We start from the raw sequence: 22042 nt of genomic DNA on the forward strand, positions 1-22042 counted from the left end.
GTTGATATGGCGAATTATAGTATGCCGGGCATGGCAGCGAAGCAAGCCCGGTGCTTTTTCTGGTCGCTGGTAAGCATTGTTTTCCCAGCCCCACTTGATACGACAGCCTGTTCAGAGCGGATCAGATAGCCTGTGAATTCTTCTCCGGTGTATTTCGTCTTTCCCGGTAATCTCGATACGCCGAGCGGCGGCTATCACTACGACCGACGCCTGATCGGTGAACTGCGGGCCGCGGGACTGGCAGTGGAAGCCGTCCCCCTGCCTGCCGGTTTCCCTTTCCCGGACCAGGCGGCCAGAAGCCTGACCCGTCAGGTCCTGGCGACGCTGCCGGACCAGGCGGTGGTTATCGTCGACGGCCTGGCCTTCGGCGCGCTGGCCGCCGAGGCGGAGGCCGAGGCACGGCGACTGCGGTTCATCGCCCTGTGCCACCATCCCCTGGCCCTGGAATCGGGACTCGACGCTGTGCAACAGCACACTTTGAGGCTTTCAGAGCAACGCGCCTTGCAGTGCGCCAGGGCTGTGTTGGTCACCAGCGCGTATACCCGCCAGCTGCTGGTCAGCCAGTTCGCCGTCGCCGCCGGGCAGGTTGTCGTGGCACAGCCTGGCACGGAGCGGGTTGCTTTCGCCCCTTGCGATGGCGACCCGCTGCGCCTGCTGACTGTCGCCTCGCTGATTCCGCGCAAGGGGCACGATGTGCTGATCGATGCCCTGGCCACGTTGAGCAACCTGCGCTGGGAGGCGCGCTTCATTGGCTCGGATGCATTCGACCCGCATTGGGCTGCCGGCCTGAAACAGCAGATGAACCGTCAGCAGCTGGCCGGGCGTATCGGCTTCCCGGGTGCACTGCAGAACCTGGAACAGGAATACCAGTCAGCCGACCTGTTTGTGCTGCCCTCCCGTTTTGAGGGCTATGGCATGGTGTTCGCCGAAGCACTGGCGGCCGGTTTACCCATTATCGCGGCCCAGGCCGGCGCGGTGCCGGACGTCGTTCCCCCGACGGCTGGCATCCTGGTAGCGCCGGACGATCGGGAGGCGCTCACCACAGCGCTGCACCGGCTGCTGACCGATCACCGGCAGCGCCAGGAATTTCAACTGGGCGCCCGGGAAGCGGCCGCCGCCCTGCCCACCTGGGCAGACAGCGCCCGACACGTGGCTGCACTCATCAAAGAGGTAGAACTTTCATGACCGGCTTCAGCATCGACTGGCTCAATCTCAGGGAGGAAGCGGATCGCCGCGCCCGCGACCCGGGCCTGCTGCAGCAGGCTAGCCGCTGGCTGACACCCCCACCAGCAGGCCAGGCGGAATCCGTTGTAGTCGACCTGGGTGCCGGTACCGGTTCCACATTGCGCGCCCTGTGCAGTAAAGCGGGTCCTGTTCCAGCAGCGCTTAAATGGCGCCTGGTCGACCACGACCCGGCACTGCTGGCGGAAGCCCAACGCCGCCACGGCGACACGCACCGGGTGGAGATCTGCCCCGGGGATCTTGCGCAGCCAGGCAGCCTGCCGCTGGAAGACGCCCGCCTGGTTACCGCCTCGGCACTGTTCGATCTGGTCTCGGCCGCTTTCATCGACAAGCTGATCGTCGCATTGCAATCCCAGAACCAGGAACAACGCCTGGGCGTGTATGCGGCACTGAACTACGATGGCTCGACCGCCTGGACCCCGCCCCACCCCCTGGATGACGCTGTGCTGACGGCCTTCAACCAGGACCAGCAACGTGACAAGGGCTTCGGACCGGCACTGGGCCCGAACGCTTCTTCCTACCTGGAATTTTCATTAAAGAATGCGGGATTTCAGGTCAGCACTGCCAGCAGCCCCTGGGTGCTGGATGCAGAGGACGCCAGCCTGACGAGCGCCCTGATCGAGGGAATAGCCAGCGCTGTAGCATCGGACCCGCAGCTGAACAAGACTGCACTGGAGGATTGGCGCCGCTTTCGGCTGGAAAATGTGCCACAAGGCACCTGCACAGTGGGCCATACCGACGTGCTGGCTTTGGCCGACGCCGCCGGGGCCGATTAGTCGCTCAGGAATCGACCGCCCGAGCGGCATCCCCGTCAATCAACCTGGCGTATACATCACCACTGCCCCGGGTTATTCCCTGCAACACCTCGGCCATGGCAACCGGGCTCCGCCAGCTCGCTGACACCAGGCGATGGGTTTCGCCCTCTGCCAGGTTGTATTCGTAACTACCCAACTGTTCCAGGCGCCTGATACAGGCCAGTGCCATATCGATAGCGGCGGGGATATATTCAAAAGACAGTGCCGCCAGGGGGCGGGACAGCCCCTGCAAAACCTCCAGCTCAAAGCCCTCCACGTCGATTTTGCAGAACCGCGGCTCTCCCCAGCTGGCGATCAAGGCATCGAGGGTGGTTACCGGAACGGTCACCTGCCGGTCCCATTCCACCCCCCGGAACCCAGGGTCCTGCTGAACACGGGACAACCAGGCTGTCGACAGGGTCGTAAGCGTCGGCGTACGTGTACTGACATACAGGGTCGCCTCGCCGGTCTCGGCACCGACGGCCTCTTCCACCAGCGTCACGCTGGAATCCTGCCCGTAGCGCTTTCGCAGTGATCGCATGAATAACGGTTGCGGTTCAACGGCCACCGTGCGGGCACCCAGCGCCCGCCAGGCTGGCAGGCGATTGCCCACGTGCGCGCCAATGTCGAAACACAGGTCTCCAGGGCGCATAAACTGCCCGTAGCAGCGGCGCATGCGCGACTGCCGGCCGGGAATACCGTAGTAAATCAGCAGTGACCGCCACAATCCCCAGCGCTCCCGCCAGGTCGTCGATATTGTCACTCCGCGGCTCCCACGGGCCTGGAAAACGCTTCCACAAATCGATTGCGCAACAGATCCATGCGCCACACCGGCGCTTCAGCATCAGGCAGCAGGCCCGGCTGCCACTGCCAGTCTGCAATCGCCTCAATGACGGCGGGATCGTGCGCGAGGAGATGGACCGGCACCTGGTAACCGTCGGGGTCACCGGAAACCATTGGCGCCGGAGGGTGATCTCCCAGCAGCAGGATGACCAGGTCCTCGTCGCCATATTCCAGCACATAGGACGTCAGGGTCTGGAGCATGTATTCGATGGACTCCCGGTAGTGGTAACGGATCGAATCAACTTCCCGCCACACGACTTCCGGTGCCAGCCCACTCCGGGCCTGGGCGTTAAAGATCTGCCCGTCGCCAACCTGCCCCCAGGGCACCAGCTCAGCAATCGGCGTCCAGGGTGCGTGGGACGAGATCAGCGCCACTTCCGCCATGATCGGAGCACGGCGGCTGCCGTTTCGCTCGCGCTTCTCGAGTGCGGACAACACGTACTGATCAGGCATGGTGACCCAGTTGAAAGGCAGACCCTGGTAGCCGAAGTTGTGGGCATTATAAATCTGATCGTAGCCGTAGAACTGGCCCTCCGGCCAGGCCATGCTGATAGCAGGCATTGCGGCCACGGTGCGCCAGCCGGCGTCCCGGAACAGCTGATTCAAGGTGACCCGTTCACTGATCATCAGGCTCTCGTAGCGGGTTTCACTGTCGATCCAGGCACCGGCAAGCACCGACGCATGGGCCAGCCAGCTCAGCCCGCCGACCGTGGGTGAGGTCAGAAATGCACTGCGCATATGCACTCCCCCGGCTTCCAGTTCCGACTGGGCCTGGGTAAGCGTGGCGGTTACCGAATCGATGAAGGGTTCACGTTCCAACACTACCCGCCCGTAGGACTCCGCAAACACCACAAAGACATCCTTGCCCCGCAGCCTATCGAATAGCGGCCCGTCGGAACGGACTGCCAGAGAATCGTCGTTGACCGTTGCCGCGAAGCGCCGAATGTCCTGGACACTTTCGACGGTGTCCCGCCCGTGGGAAACCAGTTGATCCCAGGCATAAGTGCCGACCCGTGGCACGCCGGTCTCATGCAGCAGCCCCCAAACCAGCAACAGCACCGCAAGGGCCAGGCTGGATTCCCGCGGCGTAGCGCGCAGGACACGCTGGACTCGTCCCAACATGGCAAACGCCAGCCAGCACAGTATTGCGCCGACCGCCAGCAGCAGCAGGCCAGCGCCAAAGGCAGCCCAGTCACCCAGCACGCCGGTCAGCAGGCGGCTGCCGTCTGCCAGCAGATGGCTGTCAAAAATCAGGTTGAAGGGCCGGGCGAAGATTTCGTAGGCTGCCAGGTCGGCGCCTCGCAGCACCAGGCCGAGACCCAGCAGGATGGCCAGCAGAACTCGGAGGCCGCTGCCGACCCGCCCGGGTACCAGCAGCAACAGGCCGATGACCACTAACTCCAGCGGGAAAAAAATAAAAATCGAAGGGGTCATCCAGATCACCCGGTTCGGCAGCGTCAGTGCGATAAACAAGCCGAGGAACGCCAGCACGGTGAGCAGCTGTCGGGGATGGAAACGGAATTGCGGGCGGTGCAGGGAGCGCAAGAGCAGGTCCTGATTTCAGTGGTGTAGCGATGTAGATCAGATACGAAGTGTAGCGCAGGTTGGACCAGTACGCCGCAACCAAAGACGAAAATAGCAATACCAGGTAACCCGGGATTGCTTCCGTCAACGTACTGCACAGAGCACAGGCCGGCCGGGCATCTGAACTCCCCGCCTCACCCCGGGCAACAGCGCGCCAATCCCCCGGCCAGCCAACAGCCTCGGACAGGCGTTTGCGGATTCTGCGGTGCGCTGAGCGGCGGCATGACACCTTGTTAACCAGCATCGAGTACTGATCGGATTCGGTAGTACAATACGAGACCACAGGACGGCAGTCTGTCCCGATTCCCGTCAGCGATCCGGTCAATTGCCGGATCCAATCAGCCTGAGAAAGGAGTGCCTTGTGTCACTTGGAAAAACTGTATTGGGAATTTCCGCCCTGGTCTTCGTGGCCTATGGCCTGGTGAGCCTGGCATCACCGGCGACACCCGCCGGACTCGCCGGCCTGACGATGAGTAATGGTGACGCCTTCGCGGAGATCAGCGCCATGTACGGCGGGCTGCAGACGGGCATGGGCCTGTTCTGCCTGCTGGCCCTGCTCAATGCTGACTATTACCGCGCCGGCCTGGCACTGCTCGGCATCGCTATAGGAGCACTGGCGCTGGCGCGACTGATTGGCTTTCTGCTGGTGACGGATCCGGTCAGCAGTTATACCTACGGTGCCCTGCTTTACGAGTTTGCTACGGCAATACTGGCGGGGGTGGCGCTGAAGCGGAAATGACCCAACACGAATACATCTTCATTGCCGTTTCCATCATCCTCGGTCTGGCGATCACCCGGCTGTTGCATACCATGGCGATGATCACCCGCGCCCACAGTCGCGTCCATTTCCACTGGGCCTCCATTCTCTGGGCGTTCAGCATTCTGCTGTATATTCTGCAACTGTGGTGGGTCGGCTGGGGGCTGCGCACCATCGAGGTGTGGACCTTCCTGGATTTCATTGTCCTGGTGTTCGGTTCCGCATCGCTCTATGGCGCGGCAGAAATGGCCTTGACGGCGCCGGAGGAAAGCCAGCTCGACATGCTGCAGATGAGTCAGGACCTGGGGCGCCTGTCCGCCCTGTCGATGCTGCTGTATTTCCTGGTGGGGCCCTATGTGAATATCGTGATGTACAAGAATGCCATCCTTCCCTCGGTCGTGGTCCCCTCGGTGGGTATTCTGCTGATGGCACTGGTCATCACCCTGCCGGCGCGCTTCCGGCTGTGGTCATTGCTGTTTGCCGGCTACTCCGTCAGCGTACTGCTGCTGACAGTGTGAGCAATAACAACAGCCGGTATGGAAAAGTACAGAGATCTGAACAGTGTTTGAAACCCGCGAAAAGAGTATTGACTGTCCCTACTGCGGCGAAGCCATCACGGTAATCATCGATTGCTCGATCCCGCAGCAAAGCTATATCGAAGACTGCCAGGTCTGCTGCTGCCCGATCGAATTCGACGTGGAGGTGGATGAGACCGGTGAGCCGTCGGTAGCGGTATCCGGCGAGAATGATTGATCTGCACTGCCTGGATCCGCTTTTCCGGCAGGCCGGTAAAACCAGAAATTCAGCTGATCGGCCAGAGTTTTCTGTTTTCTCGCTATGGCGCGTTTATGTCTATCCTGATTGCCTGATTGCCTGGTTTCTGAATTTCTCGAATTGAGGCTTTGAGGCTTTGAGGATTTGGGATTTGGGATTTGGGATTTCAAATTTCTCAAACTCCGCAGCCCCTTACAAAGCAAGGAAAGACCATGTACATCCCAAAACACTTTGCAGTGACCGACAAAGAAGAGATTTATGGCTTCATTGAAGCAAATTCCTTTGGCCAGCTTATTTCCACCGTAAACGGTCGACTCTTCGCTACCCTCATGCCCTTTCTGCTCTCGAGCGACAGGACCACCCTGTACGGGCATCTGGCCAGGCAGAATCCCCAACATGGCGAACTGGAAAATCAGGAGATTCTGGTCAGCCTGCAAGGCCCACACGATTATATATCCCCGTCCTGGTACAGCTCGCCGGGTGTTCCCACCTGGAATTATCAGTCGGTACATCTGTACGGCCACGGAAAAGTATTTACCGCCCCGGACCGATTGAAAAAGCTGGTTGATGCTCTGACACTGAAACACGAATCGCCCTTCCCGGAGCCCTGGCAGCCCACGTACAAGGCCACCATGCTGCAGGCCATCGTCGGCGTAGAGATAACAATCAGCGAAATTCAGTGCAAGTACAAACTAAGCCAGAACCGCTCCGATCAGGACCGGACACAGGTTGAATCCCGTTTGACAGAAATCGGCTCAACCAGCCTGGCTGACGCCATGGTGCGCACCAGGCGCTGACAGTGACTCGAGCGGGCAGCCATGAGGCAATCCGTGACTGACACGTGACTCCGCCGGGCTGTTTGATTTATGGCCACAATATTCGCCGTGGGTTTCTGATTTTGTTGGAATGAGGATACGGGTGCAGGAATTAACTCTGGCGCCTTTGCATTTTTCGATGCTATCGCCGCAGGCTATAAGTAAACGGCGATACAGGCATTGGCAGGAATCCATTCCAACAGCGTCGAATCAAGAATAGTCAACGATACGCCATACACCAAAAAAAGGGCCCACGGCCTTATTAATTACCTGACCGAAAACCTGCTTGCAAAATAACTAGCCAAAATAGCGAGTTGTGATGTAGCTTTATAAGCTCCAAAAAAACAAAGGCATGCCTTCTAATATATTCAGGAACCTCTGATTAATTATGGAATCGCTCTGGCTTTCAGGCGAGATCACTGACGAGGCGCCTTGCCGCCGGCATGCGTCGGCCTGTCAAGGCGAGGCAACGAAGGCAGTGGGCTCGCATGAATGCCCCTTCGGGCGGGGCCTGTCGGGCGCCTCTGCGGCGTTGTCGCGCTTGGCAAGGGCCGGGCCATTCCCTGCGCACGACGCCTTGCAGTGACGCCCGACAGACTCCCGCAGAGCGTTTCCATAATTAATCAGAGGTTCCTTAAAAAGGCCGATGGCCTTTGTTACAAACTGTTAGAGAGCAAGATGAACATTAGAGCCATATCCGTAGCTATTCTTCTCCTCCCGCTCGGAGCATTGGCCGATGAGGTGCAATGCACCGATATACCTAAAGTGGAATTGAAATATGACTATGATCTTTATGAGGACGGCGGAACGTTGGAATTAGTCATACCTGAGAAGTACGAAGAAGCGACATTTTCCACGTTTAGAATCGACGTTGGCATTGAGAATAAACATAGTTTTTGGTCGAGACCGAACAAGAGATTGATGGACAACTGCTGGCTTCGGTCGGAGTTCCAAAAGATCATGAGAGGCTCAGTATTCAAGTCGTTTACCACTACCCACACTGTTTCGCCCTTCTTAAAGCTCAGTTTGAAAACGGACGCAGAATTGAATGAGCGAGTTGCTCTCTAACAAACGCAAACAGTTCGGCCCTTCGGGCCCGGACCTCGCTGCGCTCGGCCGCTGTTGCGGGCGTCATGCGACTTCATAAACTAACAGAGTAATGTCATGCCACCGAAAATCAGGGATTTGATTTCACAGCTAGAGCGTGCGGGCTTCAAGGATCGAGGCGGGAAAGGGAGTCACAGAAATTACGCGCACCCCAATGTTCAGAGACCAATTACTGTTTCTGGACGATTGGGAGATGATGCTAAACTTTACCAGGTCCGGGCTGTTTCAAAGGCTATTGAGGAGGCCCAAAAATGAAAGAGAGTTCCAAATACGTTAAGATCGTCGAATGGTCTGAAGAAGACCAATGTTATGTAGGTAGTGCACCTGGATTAATTTACGCTGGGTGTCACGGTGACGATGAGCAAGCTGTGTTTGCAGAGCTTTGCCAGATTGTTGAAGAAGCTATTCAGATATACAAGATCGACAATAAACCGCTACCACCTGCAACCTCTGGTCACGACTATGCAAACAAGATGCAATCAGTCGCATAACAAGAGCAAGCAGTCCGTGCCTAGCGGCTCCGGCCACTGTTGCTGACGTTATATTTCTACCGAAACGCCGCTTACGGCGTTATGGCGCACATCTGGTTAACTGCTAACCATTGAACTACAAGGAAGTAGTGATGCCGGTAATAAGCAGATTTTACGGAATAGCCATAGCGATGTATTTCAATGACCATAATCCCCTCACTGTCACGCGAACTACTTGAGCTATGAGGCAATTTTCGACTTCGATGGAAACGTTCTGGTAGGTGAATTACCTCCTCGAGCTGCCGGGTTAGTGCGAGACCGGATCAAAGAACACCAATTGGAACTTTCTTCAAATTGGGATTAGGACGGGACCCCCGTCATTCCACTACCTTGAACACCGGATAAACCAGCGCCTCACCGGAAGCCTGCTGTGTTGCCAGGTAAGTGTCGAAATAATTCCAGTAAGCCAGTCCGTCATCAGCCTCCGGCTCCAGCAGATAGAAAATCAGGTTGGCCAGCGGAGTCTCCAGCGACACCCGGAAATCCCCGGAATTGAACGAGCGTTCCCCCCTGGCGTAAATGCCACTGAGAAGCGTGTTGCGATGACCGTTCTGAGCAAAGGGCCGGGTCTCAACAGTGTCAATCTGGTAGGCCTCGACAGCGAGCGTAATCGGGGCGGCGAGGCGGGTCACTTCAATACCATGCTGCCTCAGTTTCTCAACAACAGACGCCAGCTCCGCGGGAAGCAGATAGGCTTTTGGCATGACGGCACTGCGGAGCGGCTGGAACTGCTGATAGTTGGCCACACCTTCGAGCTCGATCAGCTCGGCGCTTCGCGTATAGGCAATCTCACCATTGGCCTGGCGATAGGGAATGTGGTTGTAAGACAGAATGGTTGCCGGCTCCGGCAACGGGATCATTTCATAAGCCACACCATTACTGATAACGCCCCCCTGGGTCGCGAGTCTGGCCACGGTCCTGGCATCCGCCTCGCGATTGATGCGCTGGATCGTAGCGCCGTGTTCGTTGGTGTATTCGAGAATTTCCTCGATGAACACGTTGGCGGAGTGAATTCGCTTGTAGAACCGGTCATGGGAGAACGTCTCGCTGAGAATTGCCATGCGGTTACGCAGCCCCATCATATTCGTCAGGTAGCGTGGCGCATGATGAAAAGTTCTGAACTCCGTCGGCGGCCAGGTTTCCAGCGAGAAATCCCCGAACAGGTGAAAGTCCAGGTCAAACTTGTCTTTCACCGCCCGGCTCACTGCCGGCAACATCACATTCATGGTGTAGTCAGTGGTGGCAGGGTCACCGGCACTGTGGTACGACGGCGCGTAGGTCAATGAGTAACCGTGCCAGGTGCCATTGGTCGTATGCATATCCACCAGCAGCTGCGGGTCCCAGCGCTGCAACACGTTACGGTACAGGCCCTGGGTCTCCGGCGTTTCCGCCGCCATGCCGTCGCGGTTCAGGTCGTAACCATGACTGAACCGCTCACCGGCCATGACCGGGCTCAACTCCTGATTAGGCCGCGAATTCTCCGACATATTGTCATTGCCGTCGGCATTGTAGATTGGCGCCAGGGCAAGGATCTGATTGTCTAAAAGATGACTCTTGTCACCATGCAGAATGTCCCGCAACAGGATCAGGATAGCCTCCTTACCCTCCACCTCTCCGCCGTGAATATTACCCTGGATGTAGATAACCGGCTTACCGCTGGCGCGCGCTTCGGCGGGAGAGGTCACCGGCGGATCGGCCACGATCAGCAGGGGTATCTCCCGCCCCCCAGTGGTTACCAGCATAGTCTCGCGGTGTACCAGGTCGATGCCCTGAACCAGGCTGTCGATAGTCTGCAGCACCTCCTCATGGGTGGAGGTCCTTCCATAGGCGGTTCGCTCGGGAACCGTCATCATGGACTCATCAAAAAGCGGCTGCGCCTGGCTGGTCAGGCTTACCAGACTGGCCAGGGCACCAAGACAGACAATTACAGGATGTATTATTTTATGGTTCACGTTTGAGACACTCGCTGACTGAAATGTAAATTCGTTTGATGAGCTGGCCGTACAAAAAACTGAGCTCCGCTCAGACCTTCACTCAGACCTTCACTCTGCCCATAACATTGCTCCTGGTGAGTCAGTGGGAGTGAAGTCGAGCGATCTCTGTCTGCTATTGCATCCCGGCCTGGGCCTTCACATAACGAGCCGCCTGCTCATGGGTGGCGAACCACACCCCACCCTTCGCCTTGATATGGGCGATAAGCCCTTCCAGGGCGACCAGCCGGGACCGATGGCCGATGACGTGGGGATGCATGGTGAGCAGAAACAGGGTGCCTTCCTCCCAGGCGCGATCGAACTCGTCGATCCATACCTGCATCACATCGCGGGGATTCATATAACGGGCTCCCAGGGGATTGAACAGTGGCGCATCGTCGAGGATCCACTCAACCGGCAGCTCCACCACGCCGGTGGGTTCACCGTCCTGTAACAGTTCGTAGGGACGGTCATCATGCATCAATGAACTTTCGTAAAGAAAACCCATCTTGCGGACGATCGCCAGGGTGGCAGGACTGTGGTTCCAGGAAGGCGCCCGGTATCCCACAGCACGCACGCCGGCAATGCTTTCGATGGTAGCCACCGCCTGTCGGAGCAGGCGCTCTTCGGTGGCTGCATCAATGGCGGTGTTCAATTCGTGAATCCAGCCGTGGACGCCGATCTCATGCCGCCCCGATCGTTGAATGAGTTCTGCCTGTTCCGGAGCCAGTTTCAGGCTCCAGGCGGGAAAGAAAAATGTTGCCGGAATATTTTCCTGGTCCATCAGGTTTACCACTCGCGGCAGCGCAACCCGCGACCCGTATTCTCCCTGGGACAGCGGTCCGATACTGAATTCGCCACTGCGCAGGCCCTGAATCGTTTCGTTGTCCACATCGTAAGAAAGCAGCACGGCGACCCGTGCACCACCCGGCCAGGTTTCCGGGGTCAGATCGCGGCCGGCGCGCACCCGGTTGACCTGTGAGAAAACAAAGTCATCCGACCAGTTCCATGGCTCGTCAGAGTTCTGCGAGCTCTGGGCCATGAGTTCAGTAGCACTGCAAAGCAGAACACCGAGCACCAGGACCCGCTGACCGGTCAACCTGCGACGCCAATCAGGGCTACACCTGCCGGACAAAGTGATGGAACCCGAAGCCAGCTGACAATGAGTCAGGAGCTGGCGCAGCAGAACCGGCAGCAGTTGTGGCAGGCGGTAAAGCCAGGCAGCAGACCACCGCTTCGAAAAGCGCGAAAAATGGGAGCGCAACACTCTCCGGCAAAACTGACTGACGCTGCGGTTAAAAGAAGCCATGGCCTTACCCCTTGTCACGTTGGTTAACCCAGGGAATACCCTGGCTCAGCTATTTCCCCGGCTACAGCCGGAAACTTTGGCTACCCTGCCGTAAACGCCCTGTCCGCTAGCGGTCCGGCTATCAGGGCCGTGGGCCCGTGGGAAGACAGTTCCACCAATACTGATCTCTTTGTTGTTCTGATCAAAAGCCATCAAGAGTCATCAAGGGCCATTCAGGACCAACGCATCGCGTCAGCCCCTGGGAACTCTGATCACAGTCACCGTGCAGGAGAACAGCAGACGCCATGGCTCCTTATAGCCAGCTGCGCACCAGTTCATCGTAGTCCACGGTAACCGGCTGCGGCTTTTCATTCGCAAGCGGCGGTTTGGGTGCGCCCGGCTGGGCAAACCAGTATTCCCGGCTTTGGGGGTCGTTCAGTTGCGGCCCGCACTCCCCCAGCACTCCAGCCCGCTCCAGTCGACTCATCAGTCTGTCCTGGGCAACCGCCAGCGCGGTCATGGCCTCCTGGGGTGACTTGGCACCGGACGCCGCATCACCGATGTTCTGCCACCACAGCTGGGCCAGCCGTGGATAATCGGGCACATTGGTACCAGTCGGCGTCCACTGGACACGGGCGGGTGAGCGATAGAATTCCACCAGGCCACCCAGCTCTGCGGCCCGCTCGGTAAAACTTTCATGGCGGATGTCCGAGTCACGGATTACCGTAAGGCCCACGTGGCTCTTTTTAAGCGACACTGTCTTTGAGGTGACAAACTGGGCGTACAGCCACGCTGCTTTGGCCCTATCCACGGGAGTGGACTTCATCAGCGTCCAGGAGCCTGCGTCCTGATAACCCAGCTTCTGCCCTTCTTCCCAATACGCGCCATGGGGCGATGGCGCCATACGCCACTTCGGCGTGCCATCCTCATTCATTACCGGCAGGCCCGGCACGACCATGTCGGCTGTGAAGGTTGTGTACCAGAAAATCTGTTGAGCGATATTGCCCTGGGCAGGAACCGGACCGGCTTCACTGAACACCATGCCGGCCGCTTCCGGCGGCGCGTACTTCTGCAGCCAGTCAATGTATCTGGCTACGGAATAGACTGCCGCCGGTCCGTCGGTGGCGCCGCCCCGCTCCACGCTGGAGCCAACCGGCCGGCATCCCTCCACCCGGATACCCCATTCGTCAACGGGCAGGCCGTTAGGCGTGCCGACGTCGCCGGCCCCCGCCATGCTCAGCCAGGCGTCGGTAAAACGCCAGCCCAGCGACGGATCCTTCTTGCCATAGTCCATGTGCCCGTAGACCTTGCGGCCGTCGATTTCACCGACGTGCACGGTAAAAAATTCGGCGATGTCTTCGTAGGCGGACCAGTTTACCGGCACGCCCAACTCGTAGCCGTAGCGGTCCCTGAACTGCTGCTTGATAGCCGGATCAGTGAACCAGTCGTAGCGGAACCAGTACAGGTTGGCGAACTGCTGACTGGGCAGCTGGTAGATTTTTCCATCGGGGCCGGTGGTAAAGGAGATGCCGATAAAGTCGTCCAGGTCCAGAGTGGGAGATGTGACATCGGCCCCCTCCCCGGCCATCCAGTCGGTCAGGTTTCTGACCTGCTGATAGCGGAAATGGGTGCCGATCAGGTCGGAGTCGTTCACATAGGCGTCGTAAATATTCTCGCCGGACTGCATCTGGGTCTGCAGCTTCTCCACCACATCCCCTTCGCCGATCAGATCGTGAGTCACCTGAATACCGGTGATTTCGGTAAACGCCCGGGCCAGGGTCTGAGACTCATACTCGTGGGTGGTGATGGTTTCGGATACTACCTTGATCTCCATCCCGGCGAATGGTCTGGCGGCTTCCACAAACCAGGCCAGCTCATCCAGCTGCTGCTGTTCAGCAAGGGTCGACGGTTGAAACTCCGGCAGCCAGCGCCTGGCATCCTCGATATCGGCGTAGGCAATACCCGTACTCAGCAGCGTCGCTGCCGCCAGTAATCTGCCCCAGCAGTTCGTTGCATCCCGACCTGTCGTGCATTTCTTGTTTTTTGCATTTATTCCAGCGGTCATTCTCGCTCCTGTTTTTCACAGTCCTGTGCGGACAGAATTAAATGAACAGAAATACCAACAGGGCATACACAGCACAGACCAGCAGCCCCCACCACAAACTGCTGCCGGCCAGCCCCAGCCAGGCCAGGCAGATAAACGCGCTGCCCAGCAGCGAAATAAAAAGCCGGTCACCCCGGGTGGTTTCGAACCGCAGCACGCCGACCCGGGGACCACCCCCAGGGCTGAAATACTCCCAGATGCCCATGGCCATGATCAGCCCGGCAATACAGGTGAAGAAGATCGCGGTAGGCTGTGTCCACGCCATCCAGGAAAGGTCAATCATTGCTCAGTTTCCTGATTCAGTTCAATTGAGCTTAACAAAGTTTACTTCATCTCCCAATAACGTGTTGTGGTGGTCACCCGATCGGCATTGCTCCGGTCCAGGCAGGCAGCGACTATCGGCGTGCCGGGCTGCCCTGAATGACACGCATCCCAGTCCGCACTGGCAGCCCAGGAAAGCCGGAACTGGCTGTCATACCCGCCCCAGCGCGAACCCCTTGGCAATGTGGTTACGGACGAAGTAGATCACCAGCGCACCAGGAATAAGTGTCAGAACACCAGCCGCCGCCAGCACCCCCCAGTCCAGCCCGGACGCCGATACGGTGCGGGTCATGACCGCGCTGATGGGCTTGGCATCGGTCACGGTCAGAGTGCGCGCAATCAGCAACTCCACCCAGGAGAACATGAAACAGAAAAACGCGGCCACCCCGATCCCGGAGGCGATCATGGGCGCGAATATTTTCAAAAAAAAGCGTGGGAAGGAATAACCGTCGATGTAGGCAGCCTCATCGATCTCTTTCGGCACCGACGACATGAATCCTTCCAGGATCCAGACCGCCAGAGGCACATTGAACAGGCAGTGTGCCAGCGCCACGGCAATGTGGGTATCGATCAGCCCGAATGCTGAATACAGCTGAAAAAACGGCAACACGAACACGGCGGGCGGCGCCATACGATTGGTCAACAGCCAGAAGAACAGGTGTTTATCGCCCAGAAAGCGGTAGCGGGAAAACGCGTAGGCAGCGGGCAGAGAAACGCTGACCGCAATGACGGTATTCATGACCACGTAAATAATCGAGTTCAAGTAACCGGAGTACCAGGCCGGGTCGGTGAAAATCGTAATGTAGTTCTGCAGGGTAAACTCGCGGGGCCACAGGGAGAAGGTGGAAAGAATCTCCTGGTTGGTTTTGAAACTCATATTCAACAACCAGTAGATCGGCAGCAGCAGGAAAACAATATAGATTACGAGGGTGAGGCGTTTGAGGCCTCTCAAGCGGTCAACCATCGGACGGCCCTCCCGGCTGATTGTCAGTCATCTGCTTCCGGCCCTGGTCGTAGTTCATCATCACGGTGTAAAACACCCAGCAAACCAGCAGGATTATCAGGAAATACACCAGCGACATGGCGGCAGCCGGGCCAAGGTCGAACTGCCCCACCGCCATCTGTACCAGGTCGATGGACAGGAATGTCGTGGCATTGCCGGGACCGCCACCGGTCACCACGAACGGCTCGGTGTAGATCATGAAGGAATCCATGAAACGCAACAACACAGCAATCAGCAGTACGCGCTTCATTTTTGGTAATTGAATGTAGCGGAATACCGACCAGCGGGATGCGCCGTCAATCCGGGCTGCCTGGTAATAGGCTTCCGGTATCGCCACCAGCCCCGAATAACACAGCAGCACCACCAGACTGGTCCAGTGCCAGACATCCATGACCACCAGGGTGATCCAGGCATCCACCACATCACGGGTGTAGTTGTAGTCCACACCCACGCTGGCCAGCCCGTAACCCAACAAGCCGATATCCACGCGCCCGAATACCTGCCAGATGGTGCCCACCACGTTCCAGGGAATCAGCAGCGGCAGGGCCATCAGCACCAGGCACAACGACACCCCCGGCCCGCGCCGCGGCATGGCCAGTGCAATGGCAATGCCCAGCGGTATCTCGATCAGCAGCACCAGCCCGGAAAAAAGCAGCGTGCGCTGCAGAGCATTATAAAAACGCTCCGATGCCAGCAACTCCTGAAACCATTCGGTGCCGACCCAGAAGAACTCGTTATTGCCGAACGAATCCTGAAAGGAGTAATTGACCACCGTCATCAGCGGAATAATGGCACTGAAAGCGACCAGCGCCAGCACCGGCAGGACAAACAGCCAGGCTCTGTTATTTTGCGTCTTCAACGGTCACGTGGCTCCAGCAGGTATGAATCCCGATAGACATTCAGTTTACCGGCAGTAAATAGAAGACGGGGTTCCGCCGGTATCGGCACGCCCTCTTTCAGAATTACATCGATGGCCTGATCCTCTACCCGGGTTTTAAGCACCACATGGCGCCCCATGTCCTCGATCCGGATTACCTGCGCCGGTATGCCCTCTTCTGCAGTTACCTGGACGTATTCCGGCCGGATACCCAGCTCCACCGGCCCATCGTCCAGGCGGTAGGTTTTTTCCAGGCTGACCGGCTGGCTGCCGATCCAGGCCATGGACCCCTGCAGGTTTGCCTTGATGACATTCATGCCCGGCGCACCGATAAAGCGCCCGACAAAAGTATGAGCCGGACACTCAAATAACTCCGGCGGCGTACCGACCTGCACCACCGCTCCCTCCAGCATCACGATCACCTTATCGGCAAAGGTCAGAGCCTCGGTCTGATCGTGGGTCACGTAAAGCATGGTGTGTTGAAACTCCTGGTGGATTTTTTTCAGTTCCGTGCGCAGGTGCCACTTGAGATGGGGATCGATGACCGTCAGCGGCTCATCAAACAGGATCGCCCGCACATCGGTTCTGACCAGGCCGCGGCCGAGGGAAATTTTCTGCTTGTCATCGCCGGACAGGTTGCTGGCTTTGCGTTGCGCGTTGTGGGTGAGATCCAGCATGCGCAGCACCTGCTGAACCCGGAGATCGATTTCAGCCCGGGGCAGGCCCCGATTCTTAAGGGGAAAGGCCAGGTTCTCCGCCACCGTCAGCGTGTCGTAAACCACCGGGAACTGGAATACCTGGGCAATGTTGCGGCGCTCTGGGGGCAGATCGGTGACATCAATGTCGTCGAACAGCACGCGCCCTTCGCTGGGCTGCAGCAGACCGGAGATAATATTCAACAAGGTGGTTTTACCGCAGCCGGACGGCCCCAGCAGGGCATAGGCACCGCCGTCCTGCCATACTTCGCTGATGTTGTTCAGCGCATAGGCGGCCCCGGGCCGGGTATCGTACCGATGGGCGATTGATTGAAGCGCTATGGCAGCCACGGATTACGCCACCTCTCGCGCGGCAGGACCGGAAACCAGTCGGTCGTCTTCATCAAACAGCAATAATCTGTCCGGATCAACGTAAAATGTGACATCAGCTCCCAAATCCAGGTTTTTGACCCCGTGAACGAGGGCAACCCAGGGCTCATCAGCGCAGTCAAAGTGGATAAAGCTCTCTGAACCGGTAAGCTCTGTGACCGAAACACGTCCGGAGAAACGCAGCACGCTCGCTGACGCCGGCGCCAGCTCAAGATGATGAGGCCTGACAGCTATCCGGTAGCGCCCGCCAGGGAGTCCGGCAAACCGGGCATTGAGGGCGCTGATATCACAGCCCTCAACGGTGCCGGCAAAGCTGCCCGCGGTAACATTCACCGCCATGACATTGAGGGGGGGATCGGAAAAATTTCTGGCAGTCTGCAGAATGGCAGGCTTATTGTAGAGCGCCAGGGTCGGGCCATACTGGGCCAGCTGACCCTGGTGCAGACAGGCGGTCCTGCCCCCCAGCGCAAGAGCTTCGGCAGGCTCGGTGGTGGCATACACCAGCACTGTTCCCTGTTCGGCAAACAGCCGGGGAAGCTGACCGCGCAGCTCTTCCCGTAGCTTGTAGTCCAGGTTGGCCAGGGGTTCATCCAGCAGCACCAGGTCCGCCTGTTTCACCAGTGCCCTGGCGATAGCAACCCGCTGTTGTTGTCCACCTGACAGTTCAAGAGGCCGGCGGGACAACAACTCTTCCAGATGCAGCAACGAGGCGGCCCGCTGGACTCTCGCAGTTATCTCCTCTCCAGGCAGCCCTGCGACTCGCAGCGGCGAGGCAATATTTTCAAACACGGTCAGTGTCGGGTAGTTGATAAACTGCTGATAGACCATCGCCACATTGCGCTGTCGCACCGGTATACCGTTCACTGGCCGGTCATCAAAGCGGATTTCCCCGCTGCTGGGGTGATCGAGCCCGGCCATGACCCGCAGCACCGATGTCTTGCCGGACAGGGTGGGTCCCAGCAGCACATTGACCTGCCCGCGTTCCAGCCTCAGCGAGATATCCTGGAGATAAGTGCTGCCGTTTACCTGCAGTGAAACACGATCTAACTCAAGCATTACTGAGACCACTGCCCGACCTGCCAGGTCGGGTTGACGTCAATGACTGGTGACTGGTTGCGAAGCTTACCATTATTCGCTGCACGAGGAGTCAAACCTGCACCGGACAACAAGGCGGGGGTACTCCACGCCAATGGGACTGGCTACGCTTCTCAGGACCGAAGAGCCAGGGTGCGCCGGTTACACCGAATCCCTGCCACCAAGGCGACTTCGCGCGGTTTCCCGCTTTCCTTCGGCAGGATGCAAGGAACCCGCAGCCCCCAGGCCAACGGCAGGCATGCCGCTGTATACCGCCTCGTACTCACCTTCCCGCACCAGGTAGGTTTCGTGCCAGATACCCACATCGCCGCGGCTCTTGCCAACACGGCGATTGAAATCAGCCCAGGCCGACAGATGCTCGCGCTCTTTGCTGCGGGCGTAGTCTTCCAATGCTTCAAACGATCGCCAGTACTGAACGATGACCGGGCCCAGCGAGGAATGGCCCAGACAGCCAATGTCCGGATTGGCGTCCAGCTCTTTCAGCATCCGGGGCATGGCGCGCACTACCGGCAGCCACTTATGAATCTTCCAGAATCTGTTGATACGCATGCCGATCAGGAACAGCACGAAGTCACCGTCGATCTCAGCACTCATACGCTGCGGAAATATTTCTCTCATCAATTCACTCCCTGCTGCCTGAATTGGGTTGACCGATTCACCTGGCAGTATTGCCGGGAAACCGGGATCGAGGACACTAAAAATTTAAGGAACCGCTGCCTCCACCTCAGTTCTGGCGCCCGGTCAAGCTGGCCGCTTGAAAGTGGCTCATGTGCCACAAAAAGTCTGCCGGACTCTCTCACCGGGTTCGGGAGGCTGACGGTAATCCTCATAATCTTCGGCAGCGCTCTGTAATGGGCGCGTCGGCTCATCCGCATAAGGCTCGGCCAGGACGTCCAGCAAACTAAAAAACCGGGAGTAATCAGCTTGCGCTTCCGCTGCCGACAAGGCGGCCTCGACTCGATGATTACGGGGAATGACCGCCGGATTACTGGCGCGCATCAGGGAAAAAGCAGACTCGCGGGGCCGGTCATTGAGCTCAAGCCGTTGCTGCCAGCGCTCCCACCAGTTCTGCATTTCCTCTGTCTGGAAAAACTCGTTGCCTGTCGGAGTGTCGGCAATCAGATCCCGGAAAGTGTTGGTGTAATCGGCCCGCTGACGCTGCATCATGTCCAGCAGTTCATCAGCCAGCGACTCGTCTTCTGGCCGTTCGCCGAACAGTCCCAGCTTACTCCGCAACATGGCCAGCCGTGCCTGATGAAAAAGCGCGTCAAAAGAATCGATCATCTCCCCTGCCCTGGTCGCCGCTTCCTCGACATCATCGTGTAAAAGCGGCAGCAAGGCCTCAGCTAAACGGGTCAGGTTCCACTTTACGATATACGGCTGGTTGCCGTAGGCATAGCGCCCGGCATGATCAATGGAACTGAACACGGTCGCGGGATCATACTCGTCCATGAAGGCACAGGGACCGTAGTCGATGGTTTCGCCGGAGATGGTCATGTTGTCGGTGTTCATCACACCGTGGATGAAGCCGACTCGCAACCAGTCCACCACCAGCGAAATCTGCTTCTCCATGACGGCTTTGATCAGTTCAAGGTAGGGCTGATCGGAGTGTTGCAGAGGCGGATAGTGACGGGCGATGGCGTAATCGGCCAGTTGCTGCAGTCCGCTGTTATCCCGCTGGGCCGCAAGGTGTTCAAAGGTACCAACCCGCAGGTGGCTGGCAGCGGTGCGGGTGAGAATGGCGCCGGGCAGAACCGACTCCCGGTACACCTCTTCACCAGTCGTCACCACCGCCAGGCTGCGCGTGGTCGCTATCCCCAGTGTATGCATGGCTTCGCTGATCAGGTATTCCCGCAACATGGGACCAAGTGCCGCGCGTCCGTCGCCGCCGCGGCCGAACGGAGTCCTGCCCGAGCCTTTAAACTGAATATCGACCCGCTCACCCCCGGGGGTCAGGTGCTCACCGATCAGATGAGCGCGCCCGTCCCCCAGCTGGGTGAAGTAGCCGAACTGGTGGCCTGAATAAGCCTGCGCAATGGGCTCCGCACCGTCCGGCAGGCGGTTACCGGCAAAGAGCTGGGCCAGATCGTCCTCGGAAAGATCGGCCAGCGGCAGACCCAGCTCCGCGGCCAACTGGCGATTATTGACCACCACACGGGGCTGGCTTACCGGTGTCGGACTCAGGCGCGCGTAGAACCGCTCCGGCAATCTCGCGTAAGTATTGTCAAATCGCCACCCTTGTCTTTCCTGCATGCTGGTCACCCTGATAGAACATGAACATTTATGAGGCTCTGTGGAACAGAATTCTCCACCGAGATCGGCTTCATGTACAGCGGGTCAGGGAACCTCTGATTTAGCACCACAATGCTCCGGTATTCAATCAGAGGCTCCTTGACTGCCAGCCTGGCAGAATTCCAGCTCATAAACTTACAAAAAGTTAGATAAATTAAGGACGGATTTGTTTTCCAGTGATAATAAAGGGGCAGAAAATACATCTGCCCCTTCTTCTCTATCCAGCTGTCCCGGTTATTGCTGATCGAGCCTCACTGCGGCCCGGTTGGTAGTTGTGCAGAGCAGGCGCTGATTGCTATTCCTCATCCCCCAGAGCCGATTGTGGTATTCCATTTTCATCCAGGCCTTCGACGTCGTAGCGACGCCAGCCTGCCAGGATGCCCGTCAGGCCATGATTGCCTTCGTGACAGGCGTACTCGTAAATTGGATCTGTTATCCGCCGCATGGGCAGTCGGGCCGACCAGGGCAGATCCCAGCTTAGCGGATCTTCAACCGTGAAGTCGTAATCCAGGGTATTCTGGTCAACCCACGTAAAGCGCTCCACCACATGCAATGACGGGGACGTATTACGCCAGCCGTACCAATAGTAGAAGCCTCCTCTGGTATCAATAACCAGAGTGTCGCCTTCCCAGCGGGCGATGGAGTCGCCTTCCCATTTTGGCTGTTGCACAGTGTGCTCGCTGGCGAAGGGAATTATTCTGGCAGCGTGAATCATCTCGCTGAGGATCATGACATGGTCCCTGGTCTGCACCAGCTGCATGTTGTTGTTATAGGAGCCTGAAATCATCGGCGGACCGGTACGGGCATTGACTATACAGCGGTCATTGAGGGTACGCGCCTCCGGCCCGGCACTGAGCCGGCGCATTTCGTTGATCTCGGCGTTCCTGGCGCGCCCTGCTTCATTGAGCGGTGGCAAGCGGCCGTTGGGTGGATCGTAAACCAGCGAGGTGCGCAGGTCCGCGACGGTCTCGCTGCCACGCTCATACCAGAACTCGTTATAGGAAATCACGCCCGGCGGGTATCCCGCACCACCGACCGAGTCGATGATCAGGTCGCGGTTCTGGCGACGGTTTTCGTAAGCCTCCCATTCTTTCGCCTCTTCCGGCGTCAGGGTCGGCCGGTCAGCCAGTTCCGGCGGACGCTCCAGGGGTGTGATGGTGCGAAATGTATAGGTGCCCTGCAGGTCCGGAAATCCATACTCCGTGCGGGGGACGTCAGCGGACTGGGCCAGTGCAGTGGAGACTGCAAGAGTGGTGGTAATGGCACCCAGCAGGGTTAGCGCGGGATTTTTCATGGGATCCTCCTTTTTATTATTCTCGACACCAAAATTACTCGCCTCGGCAGCAAATTGAAAGACCTCTCGGTCGACAACATTCTGCTGCACTGCTGCCAGCGGCCGGCCGAGAAACCGTAGAGGTGATCTGCGGCCGATCCGCAGGGCGATGTGCCGTGATGAACAAGTGGTGCGACGACACGCTTTCTGCGCGCAATTGCGGACAACAGCGAATGCCTGAACTGCAGACCCGCCAAGCCCTACAACGTGGTGGAGCTGCCGTGTGTC

General features: G+C 58.2%; 22 protein-coding genes. 9 read left to right on the plus strand and 13 right to left on the minus strand.

Going from position 1 to position 22042, the window contains the following annotated elements:
- Positions 1 to 132: 132 nt before the first annotated feature.
- Both R3F50_21820 and R3F50_21825 read left to right on the plus strand, forming a co-directional pair.
- Positions 133 to 1185, plus strand: a complete 1053-nt coding sequence (locus tag R3F50_21820) for a glycosyltransferase family 4 protein (GenBank protein MEZ5492924.1) — start codon at positions 133 to 135, stop codon at positions 1183 to 1185.
- A complete protein-coding gene (locus tag R3F50_21825; protein MEZ5492925.1) occupies positions 1182 to 2018 on the plus strand; it encodes a class I SAM-dependent methyltransferase in 837 nt (278 codons plus the stop codon). The genes R3F50_21820 and R3F50_21825 overlap by 4 nt, the downstream gene beginning before the upstream one ends.
- A gap of 4 nt (positions 2019 to 2022) precedes the next feature.
- Here the strand turns inward: R3F50_21825 and R3F50_21830 are convergent, their stop codons facing one another.
- Both R3F50_21830 and R3F50_21835 read right to left on the minus strand, forming a co-directional pair.
- Positions 2023 to 2799 carry an FkbM family methyltransferase gene (locus tag R3F50_21830; GenBank protein MEZ5492926.1) on the minus strand — a complete coding sequence of 259 codons (777 nt, stop codon included), beginning with the start codon at positions 2797 to 2799 and terminating at the stop codon, positions 2023 to 2025.
- Positions 2796 to 4424, minus strand: a complete 1629-nt coding sequence (locus R3F50_21835) for a hypothetical protein (protein MEZ5492927.1) — start codon at positions 4422 to 4424, stop codon at positions 2796 to 2798. Before R3F50_21835 ends, R3F50_21830 begins: the two co-directional genes overlap by 4 nt.
- Positions 4425 to 4824: 400 nt before the next feature.
- Between R3F50_21835 and R3F50_21840 the strand changes: the two genes are divergently transcribed.
- From R3F50_21840 to R3F50_21870, 7 genes are all read left to right on the plus strand, one after another.
- Positions 4825 to 5202: a DUF4345 family protein gene (locus R3F50_21840; GenBank protein MEZ5492928.1), complete on the plus strand. Its 378-nt coding sequence runs from the start codon at positions 4825 to 4827 to the stop codon at positions 5200 to 5202.
- Positions 5199 to 5738, plus strand: a complete 540-nt coding sequence (locus tag R3F50_21845; GenBank protein ID MEZ5492929.1) for a hypothetical protein — start codon at positions 5199 to 5201, stop codon at positions 5736 to 5738. The genes R3F50_21840 and R3F50_21845 overlap by 4 nt, the downstream gene beginning before the upstream one ends.
- Before the next feature lie 43 nt (positions 5739 to 5781).
- On the plus strand, positions 5782 to 5973 hold the full coding sequence (locus tag R3F50_21850) for a CPXCG motif-containing cysteine-rich protein (protein MEZ5492930.1): 192 nt from the start codon (positions 5782 to 5784) through the stop codon (positions 5971 to 5973).
- 233 nt (positions 5974 to 6206) lie between these two features.
- Entirely contained in the window at positions 6207 to 6791 is a 585-nt protein-coding gene (locus R3F50_21855) for an FMN-binding negative transcriptional regulator (GenBank protein MEZ5492931.1), read from the plus strand.
- 1182 nt (positions 6792 to 7973) lie between these two features.
- Positions 7974 to 8171, plus strand: a complete 198-nt coding sequence (locus R3F50_21860) for a type II toxin-antitoxin system HicA family toxin (protein MEZ5492932.1) — start codon at positions 7974 to 7976, stop codon at positions 8169 to 8171.
- Entirely contained in the window at positions 8168 to 8407 is a 240-nt protein-coding gene (locus tag R3F50_21865; protein MEZ5492933.1) for a hypothetical protein, read from the plus strand. Before R3F50_21860 ends, R3F50_21865 begins: the two co-directional genes overlap by 4 nt.
- A gap of 214 nt (positions 8408 to 8621) precedes the next feature.
- A complete protein-coding gene (locus R3F50_21870) occupies positions 8622 to 8750 on the plus strand; it encodes a DUF4160 domain-containing protein (protein MEZ5492934.1) in 129 nt (42 codons plus the stop codon).
- 13 nt (positions 8751 to 8763) lie between these two features.
- Here R3F50_21870 and R3F50_21875 read toward each other — a convergent pair whose 3' ends face one another.
- From R3F50_21875 to R3F50_21925, 11 genes are all read right to left on the minus strand, one after another.
- Positions 8764 to 10398 (minus strand): M14 family metallopeptidase, encoded by a 1635-nt coding sequence (locus R3F50_21875; protein MEZ5492935.1) that lies wholly within the window; start codon positions 10396 to 10398, stop codon positions 8764 to 8766.
- A 154-nt stretch (positions 10399 to 10552) separates the two neighbouring features.
- The gene (locus R3F50_21880; protein ID MEZ5492936.1) at positions 10553 to 11725 is read right to left on the minus strand and encodes a polysaccharide deacetylase; all 1173 of its coding nucleotides are present in this window, start codon (positions 11723 to 11725) and stop codon (positions 10553 to 10555) included.
- A gap of 292 nt (positions 11726 to 12017) precedes the next feature.
- The gene (locus R3F50_21885; protein ID MEZ5492937.1) at positions 12018 to 13769 is read right to left on the minus strand and encodes an ABC transporter substrate-binding protein; all 1752 of its coding nucleotides are present in this window, start codon (positions 13767 to 13769) and stop codon (positions 12018 to 12020) included.
- A gap of 37 nt (positions 13770 to 13806) precedes the next feature.
- Positions 13807 to 14091, minus strand: coding sequence for a DUF2160 family membrane protein (locus R3F50_21890; GenBank protein ID MEZ5492938.1), 285 nt, complete (start codon positions 14089 to 14091; stop codon positions 13807 to 13809).
- Between the two features lie 189 nt (positions 14092 to 14280).
- The gene (locus tag R3F50_21895; GenBank protein ID MEZ5492939.1) at positions 14281 to 15093 is read right to left on the minus strand and encodes a carbohydrate ABC transporter permease; all 813 of its coding nucleotides are present in this window, start codon (positions 15091 to 15093) and stop codon (positions 14281 to 14283) included.
- Positions 15086 to 15991: a sugar ABC transporter permease gene (locus R3F50_21900; protein MEZ5492940.1), complete on the minus strand. Its 906-nt coding sequence runs from the start codon at positions 15989 to 15991 to the stop codon at positions 15086 to 15088. Before R3F50_21900 ends, R3F50_21895 begins: the two co-directional genes overlap by 8 nt.
- Positions 15988 to 17055: an ABC transporter ATP-binding protein gene (locus R3F50_21905; protein ID MEZ5492941.1), complete on the minus strand. Its 1068-nt coding sequence runs from the start codon at positions 17053 to 17055 to the stop codon at positions 15988 to 15990. Before R3F50_21905 ends, R3F50_21900 begins: the two co-directional genes overlap by 4 nt.
- A gap of 3 nt (positions 17056 to 17058) precedes the next feature.
- Positions 17059 to 18150: an ABC transporter ATP-binding protein gene (locus tag R3F50_21910; protein MEZ5492942.1), complete on the minus strand. Its 1092-nt coding sequence runs from the start codon at positions 18148 to 18150 to the stop codon at positions 17059 to 17061.
- Positions 18151 to 18330: 180 nt separating this feature from the next.
- Entirely contained in the window at positions 18331 to 18807 is a 477-nt protein-coding gene (locus R3F50_21915) for a DUF4188 domain-containing protein (GenBank protein ID MEZ5492943.1), read from the minus strand.
- A gap of 147 nt (positions 18808 to 18954) precedes the next feature.
- Positions 18955 to 20442 carry a YdiU family protein gene (locus R3F50_21920; GenBank protein ID MEZ5492944.1) on the minus strand — a complete coding sequence of 496 codons (1488 nt, stop codon included), beginning with the start codon at positions 20440 to 20442 and terminating at the stop codon, positions 18955 to 18957.
- Between the two features lie 334 nt (positions 20443 to 20776).
- On the minus strand, positions 20777 to 21775 hold the full coding sequence (locus R3F50_21925; GenBank protein MEZ5492945.1) for a hypothetical protein: 999 nt from the start codon (positions 21773 to 21775) through the stop codon (positions 20777 to 20779).
- Positions 21776 to 22042: the final 267 nt, after the last annotated feature.

It is taken from the genome of Gammaproteobacteria bacterium, assembly GCA_041395725.1.
Classification (GTDB): Bacteria; Pseudomonadota; Gammaproteobacteria; order Pseudomonadales; family Pseudohongiellaceae; genus NORP240.

What these genes read in the sequence shown, in the direction of transcription:
- R3F50_21825 (MEZ5492925.1), top strand. Translation starts at nt 1,182, where the DNA reads ATGACCGGCTTCAGCATCGACTGGCTCAATCTCAGGGAGGAAGCGGAT.
- R3F50_21845 (MEZ5492929.1), top strand. Translation starts at nt 5,199, where the DNA reads ATGACCCAACACGAATACATCTTCATTGCCGTTTCCATCATCCTCGGT.
- R3F50_21925 (MEZ5492945.1), bottom strand. Translation starts at nt 21,775, where the DNA reads ATGAAAAATCCCGCGCTAACCCTGCTGGGTGCCATTACCACCACTCTT.
- R3F50_21920 (MEZ5492944.1), bottom strand. Translation starts at nt 20,442, where the DNA reads ATGCAGGAAAGACAAGGGTGGCGATTTGACAATACTTACGCGAGATTG.
- R3F50_21855 (MEZ5492931.1), top strand. Translation starts at nt 6,207, where the DNA reads ATGTACATCCCAAAACACTTTGCAGTGACCGACAAAGAAGAGATTTAT.
- R3F50_21910 (MEZ5492942.1), bottom strand. Translation starts at nt 18,150, where the DNA reads ATGCTTGAGTTAGATCGTGTTTCACTGCAGGTAAACGGCAGCACTTAT.
- R3F50_21915 (MEZ5492943.1), bottom strand. Translation starts at nt 18,807, where the DNA reads ATGAGAGAAATATTTCCGCAGCGTATGAGTGCTGAGATCGACGGTGAC.
- R3F50_21860 (MEZ5492932.1), top strand. Translation starts at nt 7,974, where the DNA reads ATGCCACCGAAAATCAGGGATTTGATTTCACAGCTAGAGCGTGCGGGC.
- R3F50_21885 (MEZ5492937.1), bottom strand. Translation starts at nt 13,769, where the DNA reads ATGACCGCTGGAATAAATGCAAAAAACAAGAAATGCACGACAGGTCGG.
- R3F50_21890 (MEZ5492938.1), bottom strand. Translation starts at nt 14,091, where the DNA reads ATGATTGACCTTTCCTGGATGGCGTGGACACAGCCTACCGCGATCTTC.
- R3F50_21895 (MEZ5492939.1), bottom strand. Translation starts at nt 15,093, where the DNA reads ATGGTTGACCGCTTGAGAGGCCTCAAACGCCTCACCCTCGTAATCTAT.
- R3F50_21880 (MEZ5492936.1), bottom strand. Translation starts at nt 11,725, where the DNA reads ATGGCTTCTTTTAACCGCAGCGTCAGTCAGTTTTGCCGGAGAGTGTTG.
- R3F50_21865 (MEZ5492933.1), top strand. Translation starts at nt 8,168, where the DNA reads ATGAAAGAGAGTTCCAAATACGTTAAGATCGTCGAATGGTCTGAAGAA.